Consider the following 17,098-nt stretch of genomic DNA (forward strand, 5'->3'; position numbering starts at 1 on the left):
GCGCCGAGCGGGAGAAGACAGGGACGGCACACGGCCGGGGGCAAATGCGGTCCAATTGAGTGATGACCGAGTACGCGACCATCCGCGAAGTCGCCGACCATTTCGACCTACCACTGTCGACGCTGCACTATTGGGAGCGATGCGGCCTCGTGGTGCCCGGTCGGCGGGCCGGACAGCGGATCTACGACGTCGAACAGGTGTACCGCGTCGCACTGATCTGCCTGTGGCGCCACGACGGACGGCTGTCGATCGAGGACATCGCCGAACTTCTGGCACACCGGCAACATTGGCAGCACACCGTCATTCGCCGGATCGGTGATATCGAGAACCGTATCGACGAGCTCACGCGGGCCCGCGACTACCTGAGCCGCCTGCGCGACTGCAGACACGGCCCCGACTTGGTGCGATGCCCCGATTTCCGGGGCGGTGTCAGCGTGCCGCGTTCGTTGCAGCGATCTGCGCGACCGCATCGTACTGTGCCATGAGGTTCTGCGTTCCCGCGTTGACGACCACGTGCGAGACCCCGGCCTCGGCGTAACTCCCCAGCCGGTCTTCGAATTCGCGTGCTGAACCGATCATCATCCGGTCCGCGACCTCCCGCGGAACGAGCAGGCTCTCCAGCCAGCGCACGGCCCGCGCTCGGTCAGCACCCAGTGCGGTGAACAGCGTGGTGCCGATCCGCGGGATCGCGGCGCTGCCGGCCATCTCGGCCAGCCGGGTGCGTAGCCGGTCGATCTGCTCGGGAGTCAACAGCGAAGCAAGCCAACCGGTCCCGTGCCGGACCGCGCGGCGCAGCGCGGCGTCCGACGCACCACCGATCCACACCGGCGGCGTCGGCACGGCGGGTTCCAGGGTGAGCGTCGGCTCCCCGGTTTCTGTCCGTAGCGCAGTTGTCTTGCCGGCCAAAAGGTCTGGTAACGCCTGCAGCATCAGGTCGGTGCGTCGGCCCCGTTCGTGAAGCAGTGCTCCCGCTGCGGCCCACTCGGCGGCAGGTGCACCGCCCACTCCGACACCGAGCAGCACACGCCCACCCGAGAGCAATTGCAGCGAGGCGATCTGCTTGGCAATCCAGGCCTCTGATCGCAAGCCCAGCAGTAGAACACCGAACCCGAGCTGCAGCCGTTCGGTCACCGCAGCCGCTGCGCTGAGGGCGACGACGCTTTCCAGAAACGGCGCACCGGTGCTCAAATGGTCGCCGGCCCATGCCCCGTCGAACCCGAGCGCCTCGGCATGCCGGGCTGTCGAAACGACGTCGGGGATCGGGGTATCGGGGGCGCTGAACGTCGGAAGCGCGATGCTGATCTCCATGGCCGCGAGTGTTGCGGCTCAAGTGCGGTTGAACGCAACCCGCGCAGAACATTCACCAAGACAACTGAAAGGCCGGTTGTCGCACGCAAACCGGAAAAAAAGCGTGCAACAACCGGCCAGTCGGCAGTGCTGGGTGAGGGTTTATCCCTCTTCGTCCAAGCGGTGCTTGAGGGCGTCGAACTCGTCCTTGATGCCGGTCGGCAGCTTCTCACCGACGAACTCGAACCACTCCTCGATCAGCGGCAGCTCGGCCCGCCACTCGTCGACGTTTACGGCGAGGGCCTCGTCGACGTCGGCCGGGTCGACGTCCAGACCGGACAGGTCGAGGTCGGCCGCGGTCGGCACGATACCGATCGGGGTCGAGCGGCCGTCGGCCTTGTGCTCGATGCGCTCGATGGCCCACTTCAGCACGCGGCTGTTCTCACCGAATCCGGGCCACAGGAACCGGCCGTCGGCGCCGCGGCGGAACCAGTTGACGAAGAACACCTTCGGCATCTTCGACTCGTCGGCGTTCTTGCCGATGTTGATCCAGTGCTGGAAGTAGTCACCCACGTTGTAGCCGAGGAACGGCAGCATCGCCATCGGATCGCGGCGGACGGTGCCGACCTTGCCCTCGGCGGCCGCGGTCTGCTCGGAGCCGAGCGTGGCGCCGATGAAGACGCCGTGCTGCCAGTCGCGGGCCTCGGTGATCAGCGGCACCGTGGTCTTGCGGCGGCCACCGAACAGGATCGCCGAGATCGGCACGCCCTGCGGGTCGTCCCACTCGGGCGCCAGCGTCGGGCACTGCGAGATCGGGGTGCAGTAACGCGAGTTCGGGTGCGCGGCCTTGGACTCCGTCTCGCGGAGGATCCAGTCGTTGCCCTTCCAGTCGATGAGATGGTCGGGCTCGCCTTCCAGACCCTCCCACCACACGGTGTTGTCGTCGGTCAGGGCCACGTTGGTGAAGACGGTGTTGCCCGCCTCGATGGTCTTCATGGCGTTGGGGTTCGACGACCAATTGGTGCCCGGCGCGACGCCGAAGAACCCGAACTCGGGGTTGACGGCGTAGAGCCGGCCGTCCTTGCCGAAGCGCATCCACGCGATGTCGTCGCCGACGGTCTCGGCGCGCCAGCCCGGGATGGTGGGCTGGATCATCGCGAGGTTGGTCTTGCCGCATGCCGACGGGAACGCGGCCGCGATGAAGTACGCCTTGTTCTCCGGGGAGATCAGCTTGACGATCAGCATGTGCTCGGCGAGCCAGCCCTCGTCGTGCGCCATGGCCGACGCGATACGCAGCGAATAGCACTTCTTACCCAGCAGCGCGTTGCCGCCGTAGCCCGAACCGAAGCTCCAGATCTCGCGGGTCTCGGGAAAGTGCGTGATGTATTTGGTGTCGTTGCACGGCCACGGGACGTCAGCCTGGCCGGGCTCAAGCGGCGCACCGATCGAGTGCAGCGCCTTGACGAAGAAGCCGTCGTCGCCGAGCTTGTCGAGCGCGGCCTGGCCCATGCGGGTCATGGTGCGCATCGAGACGACGACGTACTCCGAGTCGGTGATCTCGACGCCGAGCTTGGGATCCTCCGCACCCAGCGGCCCCATGCAGAACGGCACCACGTACATGGTGCGGCCGCGCATCGAGCCGCGGTAGAGGTCGGTCATGATGCCGCGCATCTCGGCCGGGTCCATCCAGTTGTTGGTCGGACCGGCGTCGATTTCACGCTCGGTGCAGATGAAGGTGCGGGACTCGACACGGGCGACGTCGGACGGGTCCGACAGGGCCAGGTAGGAGTTGGGCAGCTTCGCGTCGTCGAGCCGTTTGAAGGTTCCCGCCTCGACCAGGTGCGCCGAGAGGCGGTTGAACTCCTCCTCCGAACCGTCGGCGAAAACCACCCGTTCCGGCTGAGTCAGTTCCGCGACCTCCTGAACCCAGGCCAGGAGGCCCTGATGCTTGGTCGGTGCGGTATCCAGCCCCGGAATGGTCGCTGAGGTCATCAATATCTCCTGCGTCGAATTTTTTGGAACTCAAGCCGCATCACAACGCGGTCACGGTCGCTCCTTTGGTAGAGGTTAACGCGGGTGACATACCCGCGGTTAACCAGTGCTATGTCCGATGACTCACAAGAACGATTCAGATTTGCGTTCTTGATCGATTACTCGCCAGTAGGGCCTGAGCTGGCATAAAGATCGTCCCGAACGGCGTCCAGTGCGCGCTGCAGTACCGGTATCCGGCGGTCGCGTTGTGCGGCTGCGCGCGCGGTCGCGATCGCGTGTTCGCGGAGCTCTGCGTCGATGGCCGCGACGCGTTCCGCGGCGGCCGCGCCCTCGGCTTCGTCCCGTGCGGCGAGCTCGGAGGTCAACGCGGTTTCCACGGCCAGCACCCGGGTGGCGACGAGTTCCTCGACCGTCGAGCGCAGCGTCGTCGTGGCATCGACGACCCAGCGGTCGAGCACCACGCGGTCGTGCAGCAGCCCGCGGGTACTGACCACCCAGACCGTCAGCAGCAGGCCCACGACCGCGCCGACCACCAGGCCCGCGACCGCGAGCTTGGGCGCCGCCCCGGCCAGCAGCCGGCTGACCGTCACCGCCACCCCGAGCCCGAAGCCGATACCCAGCACCACCATGAGGCGGCTCTCCAGGGTCCGGGATTTCAGGGCGGGCCTGCCGATGTCGGGCAGCGGCGGCGGCCCGGGGCTCGGTGGGGCCGTGAACCCGAGTTCGGCCGCGACGTCGCCGAGATGTTTGGTGACGCCCTCGTCGACCTCGTCGACCACGTCGGCGGCGCGTCGCGCGGCGTAGGACTCGAACGCCGCGATCCGGCGTCTGCCGATGCCCGCGACGTCCTCCTGCAGTTCGGTGCGAACGGAGTTACAGCGGTTACGCGCGAAATAGCCGAGCTGGACGCGGGCCTGCTGCAGCTGGCTGCGCAGCGCGATACTGCGCTCAGTCTTGGCGAGCCTGCGGGCTCGCGTGGTCTCGTCGCGGCGTTCCCGCAAGGCAGCCACGCGGGCCTTGCGGTCGGCGCCGGAACCGTCGGCCTCATATCTGCCGATGACCGATTCCAGCCGGGTCTCCCACGCCCGCAACCGGTTTCGACGTGGCACGTCCGGATCGCCCAAGCGCTCCGTGAGCAGGTCGACGAGCTCACCGAGCTGCGGTTCGCCCAGGTCGGGTGCGGCCGCGACGCCCACCCACGGCATGCGTTCGTAACGGGTGGCGCGCTCGGCCAGGATCGCCGCGTCGGCGTCGCGCACCTCACGCCAGTTGCGGTGCGCATCGATCTTGGACAGCACCCCCACCACGAGGTCGGTGTGCGCCGCCGCCAAATCGATGAGCGCACAATCTGATTCGGTCACCGGGGCGGCCGCCGAGACGACGAACACGACGGCGGCAGGCGCCTCGCCGGCACGCAGATCCGTCGACTCGATGAACGTGTGCCCCGGCATCAGTTCGCGCAGCGCCGCGAGCACGCTGGTCGCGCCCGCGAGCCACGGGCCGACCACGAGCACCGCGTCGCGGACCTCGATCCCCGGCGCGGTCAACCGGGGATCGACCGCGGCCACCACGGCGTCGGCTTCGGCGATGGAATCGCGCATCGACCCGGCGATCGGATCTGTCATCGGCTCAACCCGTGCAGCCGCAGCGAGCCGCGCGCGATGTCGGCGCCGCAGCTGCGGTGCAGCGCGTTGACGGGTCCACGGCTGTAATGCCGCCAATGCCGGGCCCGGCGCAGGTGCGCATCGCCGTCGCGACCGCGGTCCACCTCGAGACCGGCCGCCTCGACGACGTCGACCGCGGCGGCCATCACCGCGATCACGGTGTCGTCGGCAGCCAGGAACCGGCCGACGCGGTCGTCGGCCATCGCGCGCAACTGCGTCAAGGCCCGCCGAGCCCTTCGGTAACGCACGGGCGCAGCCACCGCGTCGAGCGCCGCCACCACCCGATCGAGCTCGCTGAGCTCCCGCAGCCGGGCCGTGACCGTGGCAGCGTCGGCGCCGCGGCTCGATGCGAGCACCGCGTGCGCGATGCCGAACCGGTCGAACGTCACCAGCAGTTCCGCGCGCGCCGCGACGGACAGCGGGTGCTGCGCGGAGAGGAACGCATCCGGTGACGTCAGCTCGCAGGGTTCGGCGGCCAGCACCCGGAAGGCGTCCAGGTCATGCGCCGAGGGCGCGGCGTCGGCGAGCAGCGCGACCATCGGGGCCACGGGCACGCCCGTCAGCGCGCGCAGTTCGCCTGCGCGCCGACGCGCGGTGGCCACCGGACCGCCCGGCCCGGATCCCGCCAGGTCCGCCTTGTTGAGGACCATGAGCACCGGCTGGTCCGCGGCCTGCAAACGGGCGATCTCCGCCCGGTCCTCGGGCTTGGCGACCTCGGTCACCACGAGCACCGCGACGTCGGCGCGACCGTCGACCACCCGCATGCCGCAGCCCGTCAACGCGTGCGCGACGGTGCGCGCCCCCACCCCGCGACGTCCCTGCACGGCAACACTCAATGGCTGCGACACCTGTGCGCTGATCTGCCGCAGCTGTGACCGGCCATCACGGTCAGCGAACCGCTTCAGCTCGTCTGCGAAAATCGGGTGGCCTTTCCTACCTCGGTCCGGGCCACACGTCGGGCCCCCACCGAAATCGTGGCACGCCCCGGACAGGCCCGCGAACGGTTGTTTGTGCGGCACCTAACAGCTGAAGGCAACTGTTGGGTATCAATCTGTACCACGATGCGGGCACTTCGCCGTCGATGCGCCACCATGGACAAATGCACGCGCGCAGGTCCGATGTCGCCGGCGGACCGGCTCCGGTGTCAGACACTGCCGGCGATCCGGCCCCCGAGCCCCACCGCCTGCCCCGGGTGACCAGCTTCCGCACCCGGCGCTCGACGCTGTCCGCAGGACAACAGGAGACCTGGGACCGCCGTTGGCCCGAGCTGGGCATGCAGGCCCGCGACGACGACTCCAAACCCGTCGTGAACCTCGACACCACGGCGTGGTTCGGCCGGTCGGCGCCCGTGGTGCTCGAGATCGGCTCAGGAACCGGGACTTCGACGCTGGCGATGGCGATGGCCGAACCAGATGTCGACGTCGTGGCCGTCGAGGTCTACCGCAAGGGCCTGGCTCAACTGCTCAGCGCCATCGACCGCGCCGGTGTCACCAACATCCGCTTGGTCCGAGGTGACGGGGTCGACGTGCTCGAGCACATGTTCGGCAGCGAGTCGTTGACCGGCGTGCGGGTGTTCTTCCCCGACCCGTGGCCCAAGGCCCGCCACCACAAGCGCCGACTGCTGCAACCGGCGACCGTCGCGCTCATCGCCGACCGGCTCCGGCCCGGCGGCATCCTGCACGCCGCCACCGACCACGCCGGCTACGCCGAACACATCGCCGAGGTCGGTGACGCCGAACCGCTGCTGCGCCGCGTCACACAAGACACCGACGGGCTGCCGATCTCGTTGCAGCGGCCCGTCACCAAATACGAGCAGAAGGCGCTCGCCGGACCCGACGTCACCGAATTGATCTGGGAGAAACGGGCGTGAGTGTGACCGAGGCGATCCAACACGACGAACAGGCCGACGAGATCGGTGTGTCCGCGGCCAGCCCGCACCGCGTGCTGCTGGTCTGGGACGCCCCCAACCTGGACATGGGTCTCGGATCCATCCTCGGCGGCAGGCCGACCGCGGCGCACCGGCCCCGGTTCGACGCGCTGGGCCGCTGGCTGCTGTCCTACACCGCCGAGCTGTCCGCCCATCAACCCGACGTGTCGCTCGAGCCCGAAGCCACCGTCTTCACCAACATCGCCCCAGGTAGCGCCGATGTCGTTCGACCGTGGGTGGAGGCGTTGCGTAACGTGGGGTTCGCCGTCTTCGCAAAACCGAAGATCGATGACGACAGCGACGTCGACAGCGACATGCTCGACCACATTGCCCTGCGCAGAAGCGAAGGACTCGCGGCGGTGTTGGTCGCGTCGGCCGACGGACAGGCCTTCCGGCAACCGCTGGAGGACATCGCCCGCGAAGGCACGCCCGTGCAGGTGCTCGGATTTCGCGAACATGCAAGCTGGGCGCTAGCGTCGGATACCTTGGAGTTTGTCGATCTGGAGGATATTCCTGGTGTTTTCCGGGAACCGCTGCCACGGATCGGCCTGGACTCGCTACCCGAGCAGGGGGCATGGCTGCAGCCGTTCCGGCCGCTGTCATCGCTGCTGACCTCGCGTGTGTAACAACTGCAGAAGGCCGTAAAGCTCGCCTGATAACGCGAAGTGCGGGTCATCACAAGTTTTTCAGTTAGGAGCGTAAGTGTTCGCCTGGTGGGGTCGAACGGTGTACCGGTTCAGGTACATCGTCATCGGTGTCATGGTGGCGCTTTGCCTCGGTGGCGGCATCTACGGGGCCGACCTGGGTAAGCACGTCACGCAAAGCGGCTTTTACGACGAGGGCAGCCAGTCGGTGCAGGCGTCGCTGATCGGCGACGAGGTGTACGGCCGCGACAGAACCAGCCACATCGTGGCGATCCTGACGCCGCCCGATGACAAGAAGGTCACCGACAAGGCGTGGCAGAAGGACGTCACGGCGGAGCTCGACAAGGTGGTCAAGGATCACCCGGACCAGATCGAGGGCTGGGTCGGCTGGCTGAAGGCTCCTGACGTCGCATCGCTCGCCGCGATGAAGACCGAGGACGGCCGCCACACCTTCATCAGCGTCCCGCTCAAGGGCGACGACGACGACGCGATCCTGAAGAACTACCAGACCATCGAACCCGATCTGCAGCAGGTCAACGGCGGCGACATCAAGCTGGCCGGCCTCAACCCGCTGGCCAGTGAGCTGACCGGCACGATCGGCACCGACCAGAAGCGCGCCGAGTTGGCGATCGTCCCGCTGGTCGCCGTCGTGCTGTTCTTCGTGTTCGGCGGTGCGGTCGCGGCCGCGCTGCCGGCCATCATCGGCGGCCTGACCATCGCGGGCGCGTTGGGCATCCTACGGTTCACCGCCGAGTTCGGGCCCGTGCACTTCTTCGCCCAGCCCGTCGTGACCATGATGGGCTTCGGTATCGCGATCGACTACGGCCTGTTCATCGTGAGCCGGTTCCGAGAAGAACTCGCCGAGGGCTACGACACCGAAGCCGCGGTCCGAAGATCGGTGATGACATCGGGCCGCACCGTGGCCTTCTCCGCCGTCATCATCGTGGCGTCGTCGCTGCCACTGCTGCTGATCCCGCTCGGCTTCCTGAAATCGATCACGTACGCGATCATCGCGTCGGTCATGTTGGCGGCGTTCCTGTCCATCACGGTCCTGCCGGCAACTCTGGGCATCTTGGGCGCCAACGTCGACGCGCTCGGCGTACGCACACTGCTGCGGGTGCCGTTCCTGGCCAACTGGCCTTTCTCGCGCCGGATCATCGACTGGTTCGCCGAGAAGACGCAGAAGACCAAGACCCGCGAAGAAGTCGAGCAGGGCTTCTGGGGCCGGCTGGTCAACGTCGTGATGAAGCGGCCGATCGCGTTCGCGGCGCCGATCCTCATCGTGATGACGCTGCTGGTGCTGCCCATCGGCTCGCTCGCGCTTGCCGGCATCAGTGAGAAGTACCTGCCGCCCGACAACCCGGTCCGGCAGTCTCAGGAGGAGTTCGACAGGCTCTTCCCCGGCTTCCGCACCGAGCAGATCACCCTGGTGATGAAGCGCGATGACGGCGAGAAGATCACCGATTCGCAGATCGCCGACATGCGCGCCAAGGCGCTGACGGTTTCGGGCTTCACCGATCCGGACAACAATCCGGACGCCATGTGGAAGGAACGCCCGGCCACCGACAGCGGGTCGAAGGATCCAGCGGTGCGGGTGATCCAGAACGGTCTGATCAGCCGGGGTGATGCCGCGCAGAAGGTCGACGAGCTGCGCGCGCTGCAGCCGCCACGCGGTATCTCGGTGTACGTGGGTGGTACGCCCGCGCTCGAACAGGACTCGATCCACAGCCTGTTCTCTCGGCTGCCGCTCATGGTGACGATCCTGGTCATCACCACCACGGTGCTGATGTTCCTGGCGTTCGGATCGATCGTGCTGCCGGTCAAGGCCGCGTTGATGAGCGCGCTCACCCTTGGCTCGACCATGGGCATCTTGACGTGGATGTTCATCGACGGGCACGGGTCGGGCGTGCTGAACTACACGCCGCAGCCGCTGATGGCACCGATGATCGGCCTGATCATCGCGGTGATCTGGGGCTTGTCGACCGACTACGAGGTGTTCCTGGTCTCCCGCATGGTCGAGGCCCGGGAGCGCGGCATGTCGACCGCGGAGTCCATCCGCATCGGCACCGCCACCACGGGCCGCCTGATCACCGGTGCGGCCCTGGTGCTTGCCGTCGTCGCGGGCGCGTTCGCGTTCTCCGACCTGGTGATGATGAAGTACCTGGCCTTCGGTCTGCTCATCGCGTTGCTGCTGGACGCCACGGTCATCCGAATGTTCCTGGTGCCCGCCATCATGAAGCTGCTCGGCGACGACTGCTGGTGGGCGCCGCGCTGGATGAAGCGCGTGCAGGAGGCCATCGGCCTCGGCGAGACCGAGCTGCCCGACGAGCGCAAGCGTCCCACCGTGCGGGAACCCGCCGAGGACGAGCGCGCGCTGGTCGGCGTCGGCTCACCGCCGCCCCGGCCGCTGCCGCCGCACGACCCGACCCATCCCGCGGTCGATACCCGCAACCAGCCGCCGCCACCGCGCACCAACGCGCCGTCGGCCGCAGGCACCACGCGCATGGCGCCGCCACCGCCGCCGCCCCCACCGGGGCAGCCGCCGCAGGCGCAGGACGAAGAGCCTGCCACCACGCGATTGGCCATGGCGCGCAACGCCGTTCGCAACGCGGTGAGCAATGCCGTGAACAGCGCGACGGGCAACGCCAACGCGGCCACCCAGCGCACGCCGATGCCGACCGCGCAGCCGCAGAAGCAGCCGCCGCCACCGCCGCCCACGCCTCCGCAGCGCGAGGAACGCGAGATCGAGTCGTGGCTCGGCGCGCTGCGCGGCGGCCCGTCGGGCTCGGGTGGCGCCACTGGGCCCAAGCCCCGGCTGTCATCTGAGCCGACGACCGCGATGCCGCAGGCCCGCCCCGAGGAGAACCTGCCGACGACGGCGTTCAGCGCCCAGCGGGATCCCAACGCCCCGGATCCCACGACGGCCATCCCGAAGCCGCCCCGTCAGCGCGACGCGGACCCCTCGACCGAGAAGCTCAACACCCGCGACGAAGAGCCCAAGCGCCGTGGTGGCGGAATGAGCGCTCAGGATCTGCTGCGCCGCGAGGGCCGGCTGTAGTTCGCTCCGCCCAGCGTTGGCTCGTGTTCGACGATTTGTCGAAATGTCGAACACGAGCCGACATTCGGCGGGTTACTCCTCGGGTTCGTCCGGTTCGGCGTCGATGATCACGCCCGCGCCGGCCTGAGCCTCCTGCCGGGCCTCCTCGGCGGACGGGTTCTCGGCCAGGAGCACGCGCACCGCGCTGTTGATCACGGCCACGGCGGGCACCGCCAACAGCGCGCCCACGATGCCTGCCAACACACCACCACCGGCGATCGCGAGCACCACGGCCAGCGGATGGATCGACACCGCGCGGCCCATCACGAGCGGCTGCAGCACATGGCCCTCCAGCTGCTGCACGGCGATGATCAGGCCCAGCGTGATCAAGGCGTAGATGAAGCCCTTGGCCAGCAGCGCCACCACGACCGCCAGGAAGCCCGCGATGACGGCACCGACCAGCGGGATGAACGCACCCATGAAGACCAGGGAGGCCAGCGGCAGGGCCAGGGGAATGCCCATGATCGCCAGGCCCGTGCCGATGCCGACGGCGTCGACGAGGGCCACCAGGAACGTGGCCCGCACGTAGCCGACGAGGGAGTGGAACCCGGCCCGGCCCGCGTCGCGCACCCGTTCCCGCACGTCGACCGGGAACACCTTGGACACGAACCCGAAGATGTTCCGGCCGCCGTGCAGCAGGAAGATCAGCGTGAACAGCATCAGCAGGGCGCCGGTGACCAGCTCGGTGAGCGTGCCCGCGGTGGACAGCGCCCCGGTGGTCAGCTTTTCCTGGTTGTTGCGCAGCGCATCGATCGCGGTGTTGCCCGCCTGGTCGATCTGTTCCTTGCTGAGGTGCGGCGGGCCGTTGATCAGCCAGTGCCGGACGCCGTCGATGCTGCGGGTCATCTGCTCGACCAGGGCCGGCGCGCCCTCGATGAACTGGCTGACCACGAAGGTCAGGATGCCGCCGACGACCGCGATCCCGGCGAGCAGCACGAGCGCCACGGCCGCGCCGCGCGGAAATCCGTACCGGTCCATGAAGTCCACGGCGGGCAACAGCAACGCGGTGACCATGGTGGCCAGCGCCACGGGAACCACGAGCACTTCCAACCGTTTGATCAACCACAGCACGGCGATTACGGCGGCCAGGATGATCAGCAACCGCCACGACCACGCGGCGGCCTTACGGACAAGGGGCGTTACCGATTCATAAGCAACAGAATCCGATGGCATGCCGGTAGCGTAGCCGCGGCGCGCCGCAACAAGGCTGATCTGAGCGCGACCTGCGCGGTTACCCTGTAGGGCGTGTCACACGACGCGCCGGCACAAGCCGCCCGCGACCGGGCAGGCTCCACGCGCGGCAAGTACTGGTGGCTGCGCTGGCTGATCATCGGCATCGCGGTCACCGTGCTGGCGGTCGAGTTGGCCCTGGTGTGGGACCAGCTGGCCAAGGCCTGGAAGAGCCTGCTGTCAGCCAACTGGTGGTGGGTTTTCGCCGCGGTGCTGGCCGCGATGGCCTCGATGCACAGCTTCGCCCAGATTCAGCGCACGCTGTTGAAGTCGGCCGGTGTCCCCGTCAGGCAGTGGCGCTCGGAGGCCGCGTTCTACGCAGGCAACGCGCTGTCCACCACGATGCCGGGCGGCCCGGTGCTCTCGGCCACCTTCGTCTACCGCCAGCAGCGGATCTGGGGCGCGTCGCCGTTGGTCGCGTCGTGGCAGCTGGTGATGTCCGGCGTGCTCCAGGTGGTCGGCCTGGCCCTGCTCGGTCTCGGCGGCGCCCTGATGCTCGGCGCCAGCAAAAACCCACTGTCCCTTATCTTTTCGCTGGGCGGCCTGCTCGCCATCATCCTGCTGGCGCAGGCCGTGGCCACCAGGCCCGAGCTGATCGACGGGATCGGCGCGAAAGTGCTGTCGTGGGCCAACTCCGTGCGCGGCAAACCCGCCGAAACCGGGCTGGGCAAGTGGCGCGAGATCCTGCAGCAACTCGAGTCGGTCAACCTGGGCCGCCGCGACCTCGGGGTGGCGTTCAGTTGGTCCTTGTTCAACTGGATCGCCGACGTGGGCTGCCTGGCCTTCGCGTGCTACGCGGCCGGCGGGCACCCGTCGCTGGCCGGTGTCACGGTCGCGTACGCCGCCGCGCGCGCCGTCGGATCGATCCCGTTGATGCCGGGCGGCCTGCTCGTGGTCGAGGCCGTGCTGGTGCCGGGCCTGGTGTCCAGCGGTATGACGTTGGCCTCGGCGATCTCGGCGATGCTCATCTACCGCCTGGTGAGCTGGATCTTCATCTCCGCGATCGGATGGGTGGTGTTCTTCTTCATGTTCCGCACCGAGAAGGACATCGACCCGGACGCAAGCGAACCAACAGACGACACCCCACCCGAGCCCTAGGGAGCGCCATGCGGTCACCGATCCTCGTCGCGGCGCTCGCGGTCGTCCTGACGGCCTGCTCGTCGGCACGCACCCCCGAGTCGGAGTCGACCACCGCGACCTCGCCGCCACCGGCGCCGACGCCCGTGATCGCGTCGGTGGTCGCGGATCCGGTCCCGGTGCCCGCCACCGACGGCCGCACTCACCTGGCCTACGAACTCATGCTCACCAACACGATGTCGGGCAACGTCACCGTCAACTCGGTCAGCGCCATGGACGGGGACCGGGCGTTGCTGCGGCTGTCCGGGGACAGCCTCAAGTACTGGACCCGCCAGTTGGGCAACCCGGCCACCGGCACCAACGTGCTCGGGCCCGGGCAGAGCGCGTTCGTCTGGCTCGACGTCGTGGCGGCCGATCCGGAACAGCTACCCACCGGGCTGACGCACTCCGTCGACGTCACGGTCGCCAAACCGATGCCGCCGCTGATCCCGGCCAACCTCACGGAATCGGTGGGCCCGGTGTCGGTGCAGACCCGTAAGCCGGTGTCGATCTCGCCACCGCTGGCCGGTGAGGACTGGCTCGACGCCAACAGCTGCTGCGACATGACCGCGCACCGCATGGCCCTCAATCCCATCAACGGAAAGATCTGGGCCGCAGAGCGGTTCGCGATCGATTATGTGCAGCTCGACGCCCAGAACCGGCTGTTCACCGGCGAGGCGGCCAAGGTCGAGAGCTACCCGTACTTCGGCGCCGAGATCCACGCGGTCGCCGACGGACCGGTCGTCGCCGTGGTCGACGGGCTGCCCGAGCAGACCCCCGGCGTCACGCCCAGCGGGCTGACGCTGGAGCAGTACGGCGGCAATCACATCGTGCAGGATCTCGGCGACGGCAACTACGCGTTCTACGCACACCTGCAGCCGCAGAGCCTCAAGGTCAAGGTGGGCGATCAGCTCAAGACCGGCCAGGTCATCGCCGCGCTGGGCAACTCCGGCAACTCCGATGCGCCGCACCTGCACTTCCACGTGATGGACGGGCCGGATCCGTTGGCGTCCAACGGGTTACCATTCGTCCTGAAAACCTTCCGACTGGACACCCGGTTGGCCTCGGACACCGCTGTCGAAGCCGCGCTGAACGGCAAGCCGGCAGCGTTGCAGCCCGGCTTCGCCGCGCGGGACCAAACCGAGGTCAGCCCACTGGTATTGGACGTGATGACATATGCGACGAGCTAGCGCCCTGGCGCTGCTGACCGACCTGGTCTGCGTGGTGGTGTTCTGCACCATCGGGCGACGCAGCCACGCCGAGGGGCTGACCGTGAGCGGGATCGCCGAGACGGCCTGGCCGTTCTTGACCGGCACGCTGGTCGGCTGGCTCGTGTCCCGCGGCTGGCGCAAACCGACGTCGTTGGCGCCCACGGGGATTGCGGTGTGGGTCGCGACCGTCGCGGTCGGCATGCTGTTGCGCAAGGCCACGTCGGCCACCGTGGCGGGCAGTTTCATCGTGGTCGCGTCGTTGGTCACCGCGGCGCTGCTGCTGGGCTGGCGGGCGGCGTTCGCCCGCGTGGGCCGGCGCTCTCAGGCGAACTGATCCGACTCCTCGACCGGGTCGGGCATCGTCCGCACGGTCAGCGTCGCCCGTAACCCGCCGAGCGGACCGTCGGACAGTTTGATGTCGCCGCCGTGCAGTTCGGCCTGCTGCACCACGAGCGCCAACCCGAGCCCGGATCCGCCCGCTCCTGCGGTGCTGCCGCGCCGGAACCGGCCGAGCACGGTTTCGTGTTCCTCGGCGGGCAACCCGCGCCCGTTGTCGTCGACGACGATGGTCAGCACCCGGCCACGGCGCTGTGCGGTCAACACGATTCGGCTGGCCTCGCCGTGGGTGATCGCGTTGCGGACGAGGTTGTCCACGGCCAGCCGCAGCCCGGCGGGCCAGCCGAGCACTGTGCCCACGTCACCGCCGGCCTGCACGTCGATCTCGACCGCCCCGCCCGGGCGCATGTTCTCCCGCGCGACGCGGTAGAGCATCTCGGTGACGTCGATCAGTTCGCGGTCCTCATCCTGCGCGAGCTGGCCCGAGGCGAGCTGACCGAGTGCGGTGATGATGGCCTCCACCCGCCGCTGCGTGCGGGACAGGTCGGCCACCACCTCGTCGCGTTCGGCCTCGGGCAGATTGTGAATGCGCAGCGTGTCGAGGTCGGCCCGCATCGCGGTCAGCGGTGTACGCAGCTCGTGCGCGGCGTTGGCCGCGAAATCCTGTGCGGCCTGAAGCGAATTCGTGGTCGCCCGCTGCGCGGCCGCGAGCCGGATCAGCATCTCCCCCATGGCCTCGGAGAGGTCTTCGGCTTCGCGGACACCGCGCACCTCGGGCATCGGCTCCGTGCCGGAGCCGAGCTTCGAGGTGTGTTCGGTCAGCTTGCGCAGCGGCCGCACCGCCGGGCCCGCCAGCAGCCACCCGAGCCCGCCCGCGATCAGCACCGTGACCACCCCGATCACGACATACAGCGGAATCCGGTTGGAGCTCAACAGGATACTGTCGGCGCGGATACCGATCGACATGAGCAGCCCGCCGTCCTGCTCCAATTCGATGGTGCGGACCCGGTATTCGGCACCGTTGACCTCCACGGTCGACGTGCCGGGCGGCAATTCCGGCAACTGGGCGCCGCGCTGGAACACCAACTCGCCGGTCGCGCGGGCCCGTCCCGTGGTGAGCACGCCGCGGCGGGGATCCTGGAACTGCTCGGGATTGAAGCTGGCGTCGATGATCGAATCGAGCCTGCGGTCGAGCTGTGCCGCATCGTTGTTGGCCAGCACCACCGAGGTCAGGATCGCGAACACCGCCACCACGGCCGAGGCCGCGATCGCGCTGGCGATCGCCACCCTGGTCCGCAGCGACGTCGACCGGAACAGCCGGGATGACCGCATCCGCAGCCTAGGATTCGTCGCGCAGCACGTATCCGATGCCACGCACGGTGTGGATGACCCGGGGGATGTCGTCGCGCTCCAACTTGCGCCGCAGGTACGAGATGAAGACGTCGGCCACGTTGGTGTCGACGTCGAAGTCGTAGCCCCACACCAGCTCCAGCAGGCGCTGCCGGGACAGCACCACGCCGGCATTCTCGGCGAGCACCGCCAGCAGATCGAACTCGCGTTTGGTCAGATCCACCCGGTCGCCCGCCACGAACACCAGCCTGCGCGCGGTGTCGATGGTCAGCGGCCCGACGGTCATGCTGTCGGACTGCCGGTCCGTGTGGCTGACCCGACGCAGCAGCGCGTTCAACCGCGCGACCAGCTCACCGAGATCGAAAGGTTTGGTCAGGTAGTCGTCCGCGCCCGCCTCGAGACCGGCGATACGGTCGTTGACGGTGTCGCGCGCGGACAACACACAGATCGGAATGTCATTGCCCAAGGCCCGCAACGCAGTGACCACAGCGACACCGTCGAGTTCGGGCATCTGGACGTCCAGCACCAACGCGTCGTGCGTTTCGCTGGACAGCAGCCGCAGTGCTTCCTTGCCGCTGGCCGCGACCCGGACGTCGAAGCCCGAGTGCCGCAATCCGCGGGCCACCGAGGTTCGAACGTCCGGGTCGTCGTCGACCATCAGCACGGTACGGTTCACGCCTTCCGGCGCGAGTGGTCCTTCGCCGCTGGCGGGGGTTGCTCCCTCCCGCACGCGGTTACGGGATGGCCGGAGCAGGTGCCGATCCGCAGCGGTTCTTCAGGTCGACCAACGGCTGGCGAATGCCGGTCAGCTCGGCCTTGGTCTGCGGGTTCTGCTCCAGGTAGTCGTTGACCTTGGTGCGCACCTGTTCCCGTGGCAGGCCCTCGAGGCTCGTGAAGAACCAGTTCACGTCGGGATGCGTGAACAGGTAGGCCGAGGTCGATGCCGAGACGCCCGAGGCCACACCGGCCAGGTCGGCTGCGGTGCAGTTGGGCGGATTCTGTGCCGGATCCTCATCGGCAAGCGCCGACGGGACCGCGCCGAACAAAATCGCACCGGCTACTGCGCCGGCGCCGGCGACGCCAGCTACCACGCGCCGCGCGTTACGGGCCGAGAGCAACATGGTCAAGCTCCTTCATCGGATGAGGGGTTGCCGCAACCTGAACGGTTGTCGGCTTAGGAAAGCTAAGCAGAATCTGTGGACAGTTTCTTGCCTTGCGCCCAACCAATCACGAGAACCTGAGAA

15 protein-coding genes are annotated in these 17,098 nt (G+C 68.2%); 7 read left to right on the forward strand and 8 right to left on the reverse strand.

The window, feature by feature from the left end; genetic code table 11:
* The first annotated feature begins 62 nt into the window (after positions 1–62).
* Positions 63–485, forward strand: a complete 423-nt coding sequence (locus G6N67_RS09760) for a helix-turn-helix domain-containing protein (RefSeq protein WP_036432542.1) — start codon at positions 63–65, stop codon at positions 483–485.
* On the opposite strand, the gene G6N67_RS09765 is transcribed toward G6N67_RS09760, so the two are convergent.
* The 4 genes from G6N67_RS09765 to G6N67_RS09780 form a co-directional block, all read right to left on the reverse strand.
* Positions 430–1,308 carry an LLM class flavin-dependent oxidoreductase gene (locus G6N67_RS09765; protein ID WP_036432539.1) on the reverse strand — a complete coding sequence of 293 codons (879 nt, stop codon included), beginning with the start codon at positions 1,306–1,308 and terminating at the stop codon, positions 430–432. The two genes, G6N67_RS09760 and G6N67_RS09765, sit on opposite strands and share 56 nt — an antisense overlap.
* 141 nt (positions 1,309–1,449) lie before the next feature.
* A complete protein-coding gene (locus G6N67_RS09770; RefSeq protein WP_036432537.1) occupies positions 1,450–3,279 on the reverse strand; it encodes a phosphoenolpyruvate carboxykinase (GTP) in 1,830 nt (609 codons plus the stop codon).
* Positions 3,280–3,437: 158 nt separating this feature from the next.
* Positions 3,438–4,904 carry a hypothetical protein gene (locus tag G6N67_RS09775; RefSeq protein ID WP_051578697.1) on the reverse strand — a complete coding sequence of 489 codons (1,467 nt, stop codon included), beginning with the start codon at positions 4,902–4,904 and terminating at the stop codon, positions 3,438–3,440.
* Complete coding sequence (locus G6N67_RS09780; RefSeq protein ID WP_230021386.1) at positions 4,901–5,767, reverse strand: hypothetical protein; 867 nt, start codon at positions 5,765–5,767, stop codon at positions 4,901–4,903. Before G6N67_RS09780 ends, G6N67_RS09775 begins: the two co-directional genes overlap by 4 nt.
* 257 nt (positions 5,768–6,024) lie before the next feature.
* On the opposite strand from G6N67_RS09780, the gene trmB reads away from it, so the two are divergent.
* The 3 genes from trmB (at position 6,025) to G6N67_RS09795 (ending at position 10,572) form a co-directional block, all read left to right on the forward strand.
* The gene (gene trmB / locus G6N67_RS09785; protein WP_036435497.1) at positions 6,025–6,813 is read left to right on the forward strand and encodes a tRNA (guanosine(46)-N7)-methyltransferase TrmB; all 789 of its coding nucleotides are present in this window, start codon (positions 6,025–6,027) and stop codon (positions 6,811–6,813) included.
* 14 nt (positions 6,814–6,827) lie between these two features.
* Positions 6,828–7,496: an NYN domain-containing protein gene (locus tag G6N67_RS09790; protein WP_051578914.1), complete on the forward strand. Its 669-nt coding sequence runs from the start codon at positions 6,828–6,830 to the stop codon at positions 7,494–7,496.
* 76 nt (positions 7,497–7,572) lie between these two features.
* Positions 7,573–10,572, forward strand: a complete 3,000-nt coding sequence (locus tag G6N67_RS09795) for a trehalose monomycolate exporter MmpL3 (RefSeq protein WP_036432532.1) — start codon at positions 7,573–7,575, stop codon at positions 10,570–10,572.
* Positions 10,573–10,644: 72 nt separating this feature from the next.
* On the opposite strand, the gene G6N67_RS09800 is transcribed toward G6N67_RS09795, so the two are convergent.
* Positions 10,645–11,784, reverse strand: coding sequence for an AI-2E family transporter (locus tag G6N67_RS09800; protein ID WP_036432527.1), 1,140 nt, complete (start codon positions 11,782–11,784; stop codon positions 10,645–10,647).
* Between the two features lie 72 nt (positions 11,785–11,856).
* On the opposite strand from G6N67_RS09800, the gene G6N67_RS09805 reads away from it, so the two are divergent.
* Genes G6N67_RS09805 through G6N67_RS09815 form a run of 3 tightly spaced genes read left to right on the forward strand, consistent with a single transcriptional unit; the run spans position 11,857 to position 14,502 of the window.
* Positions 11,857–12,939: a lysylphosphatidylglycerol synthase transmembrane domain-containing protein gene (locus tag G6N67_RS09805; RefSeq protein ID WP_036432523.1), complete on the forward strand. Its 1,083-nt coding sequence runs from the start codon at positions 11,857–11,859 to the stop codon at positions 12,937–12,939.
* Between the two features lie 8 nt (positions 12,940–12,947).
* Positions 12,948–14,147, forward strand: coding sequence for a M23 family metallopeptidase (locus G6N67_RS09810; protein WP_036432520.1), 1,200 nt, complete (start codon positions 12,948–12,950; stop codon positions 14,145–14,147).
* Positions 14,134–14,502, forward strand: coding sequence for a DUF3054 domain-containing protein (locus G6N67_RS09815; protein ID WP_036432517.1), 369 nt, complete (start codon positions 14,134–14,136; stop codon positions 14,500–14,502). The genes G6N67_RS09810 and G6N67_RS09815 overlap by 14 nt, the downstream gene beginning before the upstream one ends.
* On the opposite strand, the gene G6N67_RS09820 is transcribed toward G6N67_RS09815, so the two are convergent.
* The 3 genes from G6N67_RS09820 to G6N67_RS09830 all read right to left on the reverse strand — a co-directional run bounded on the left by G6N67_RS09820 (position 14,490) and on the right by G6N67_RS09830 (position 16,975).
* Entirely contained in the window at positions 14,490–15,836 is a 1,347-nt protein-coding gene (locus G6N67_RS09820) for a HAMP domain-containing sensor histidine kinase (RefSeq protein WP_036432514.1), read from the reverse strand. The genes G6N67_RS09815 and G6N67_RS09820 overlap by 13 nt on opposite strands.
* A 7-nt stretch (positions 15,837–15,843) precedes the next feature.
* Positions 15,844–16,512 carry a response regulator transcription factor gene (locus G6N67_RS09825; protein ID WP_036435496.1) on the reverse strand — a complete coding sequence of 223 codons (669 nt, stop codon included), beginning with the start codon at positions 16,510–16,512 and terminating at the stop codon, positions 15,844–15,846.
* Between the two features lie 76 nt (positions 16,513–16,588).
* Positions 16,589–16,975 (reverse strand): heme-binding protein, encoded by a 387-nt coding sequence (locus G6N67_RS09830; protein ID WP_036432512.1) that lies wholly within the window; start codon positions 16,973–16,975, stop codon positions 16,589–16,591.
* Positions 16,976–17,098: the final 123 nt, after the last annotated feature.

The sequence above is a fragment of the Mycolicibacterium mageritense genome (assembly GCF_010727475.1).
In the GTDB taxonomy this organism is placed as follows: domain Bacteria; phylum Actinomycetota; class Actinomycetes; order Mycobacteriales; family Mycobacteriaceae; genus Mycobacterium; species Mycobacterium mageritense.

Bases quoted from the DNA above. Each gene is read 5' to 3' on its own strand.
- G6N67_RS09825 (WP_036435496.1), bottom strand. From the start codon at position 16,512: ATGGTCGACGACGACCCGGACGTTCGAACCTCGGTGGCCCGCGGATTG.
- G6N67_RS09775 (WP_051578697.1), bottom strand. From the start codon at position 4,904: ATGACAGATCCGATCGCCGGGTCGATGCGCGATTCCATCGCCGAAGCC.
- G6N67_RS09810 (WP_036432520.1), top strand. From the start codon at position 12,948: ATGCGGTCACCGATCCTCGTCGCGGCGCTCGCGGTCGTCCTGACGGCC.
- G6N67_RS09830 (WP_036432512.1), bottom strand. From the start codon at position 16,975: ATGTTGCTCTCGGCCCGTAACGCGCGGCGCGTGGTAGCTGGCGTCGCC.
- G6N67_RS09765 (WP_036432539.1), bottom strand. From the start codon at position 1,308: ATGGAGATCAGCATCGCGCTTCCGACGTTCAGCGCCCCCGATACCCCG.
- G6N67_RS09800 (WP_036432527.1), bottom strand. From the start codon at position 11,784: ATGCCATCGGATTCTGTTGCTTATGAATCGGTAACGCCCCTTGTCCGT.
- G6N67_RS09820 (WP_036432514.1), bottom strand. From the start codon at position 15,836: ATGCGGTCATCCCGGCTGTTCCGGTCGACGTCGCTGCGGACCAGGGTG.
- trmB (WP_036435497.1), top strand. From the start codon at position 6,025: ATGCGCCACCATGGACAAATGCACGCGCGCAGGTCCGATGTCGCCGGC.
- G6N67_RS09815 (WP_036432517.1), top strand. From the start codon at position 14,134: ATGCGACGAGCTAGCGCCCTGGCGCTGCTGACCGACCTGGTCTGCGTG.
- G6N67_RS09760 (WP_036432542.1), top strand. From the start codon at position 63: ATGACCGAGTACGCGACCATCCGCGAAGTCGCCGACCATTTCGACCTA.
- G6N67_RS09770 (WP_036432537.1), bottom strand. From the start codon at position 3,279: ATGACCTCAGCGACCATTCCGGGGCTGGATACCGCACCGACCAAGCAT.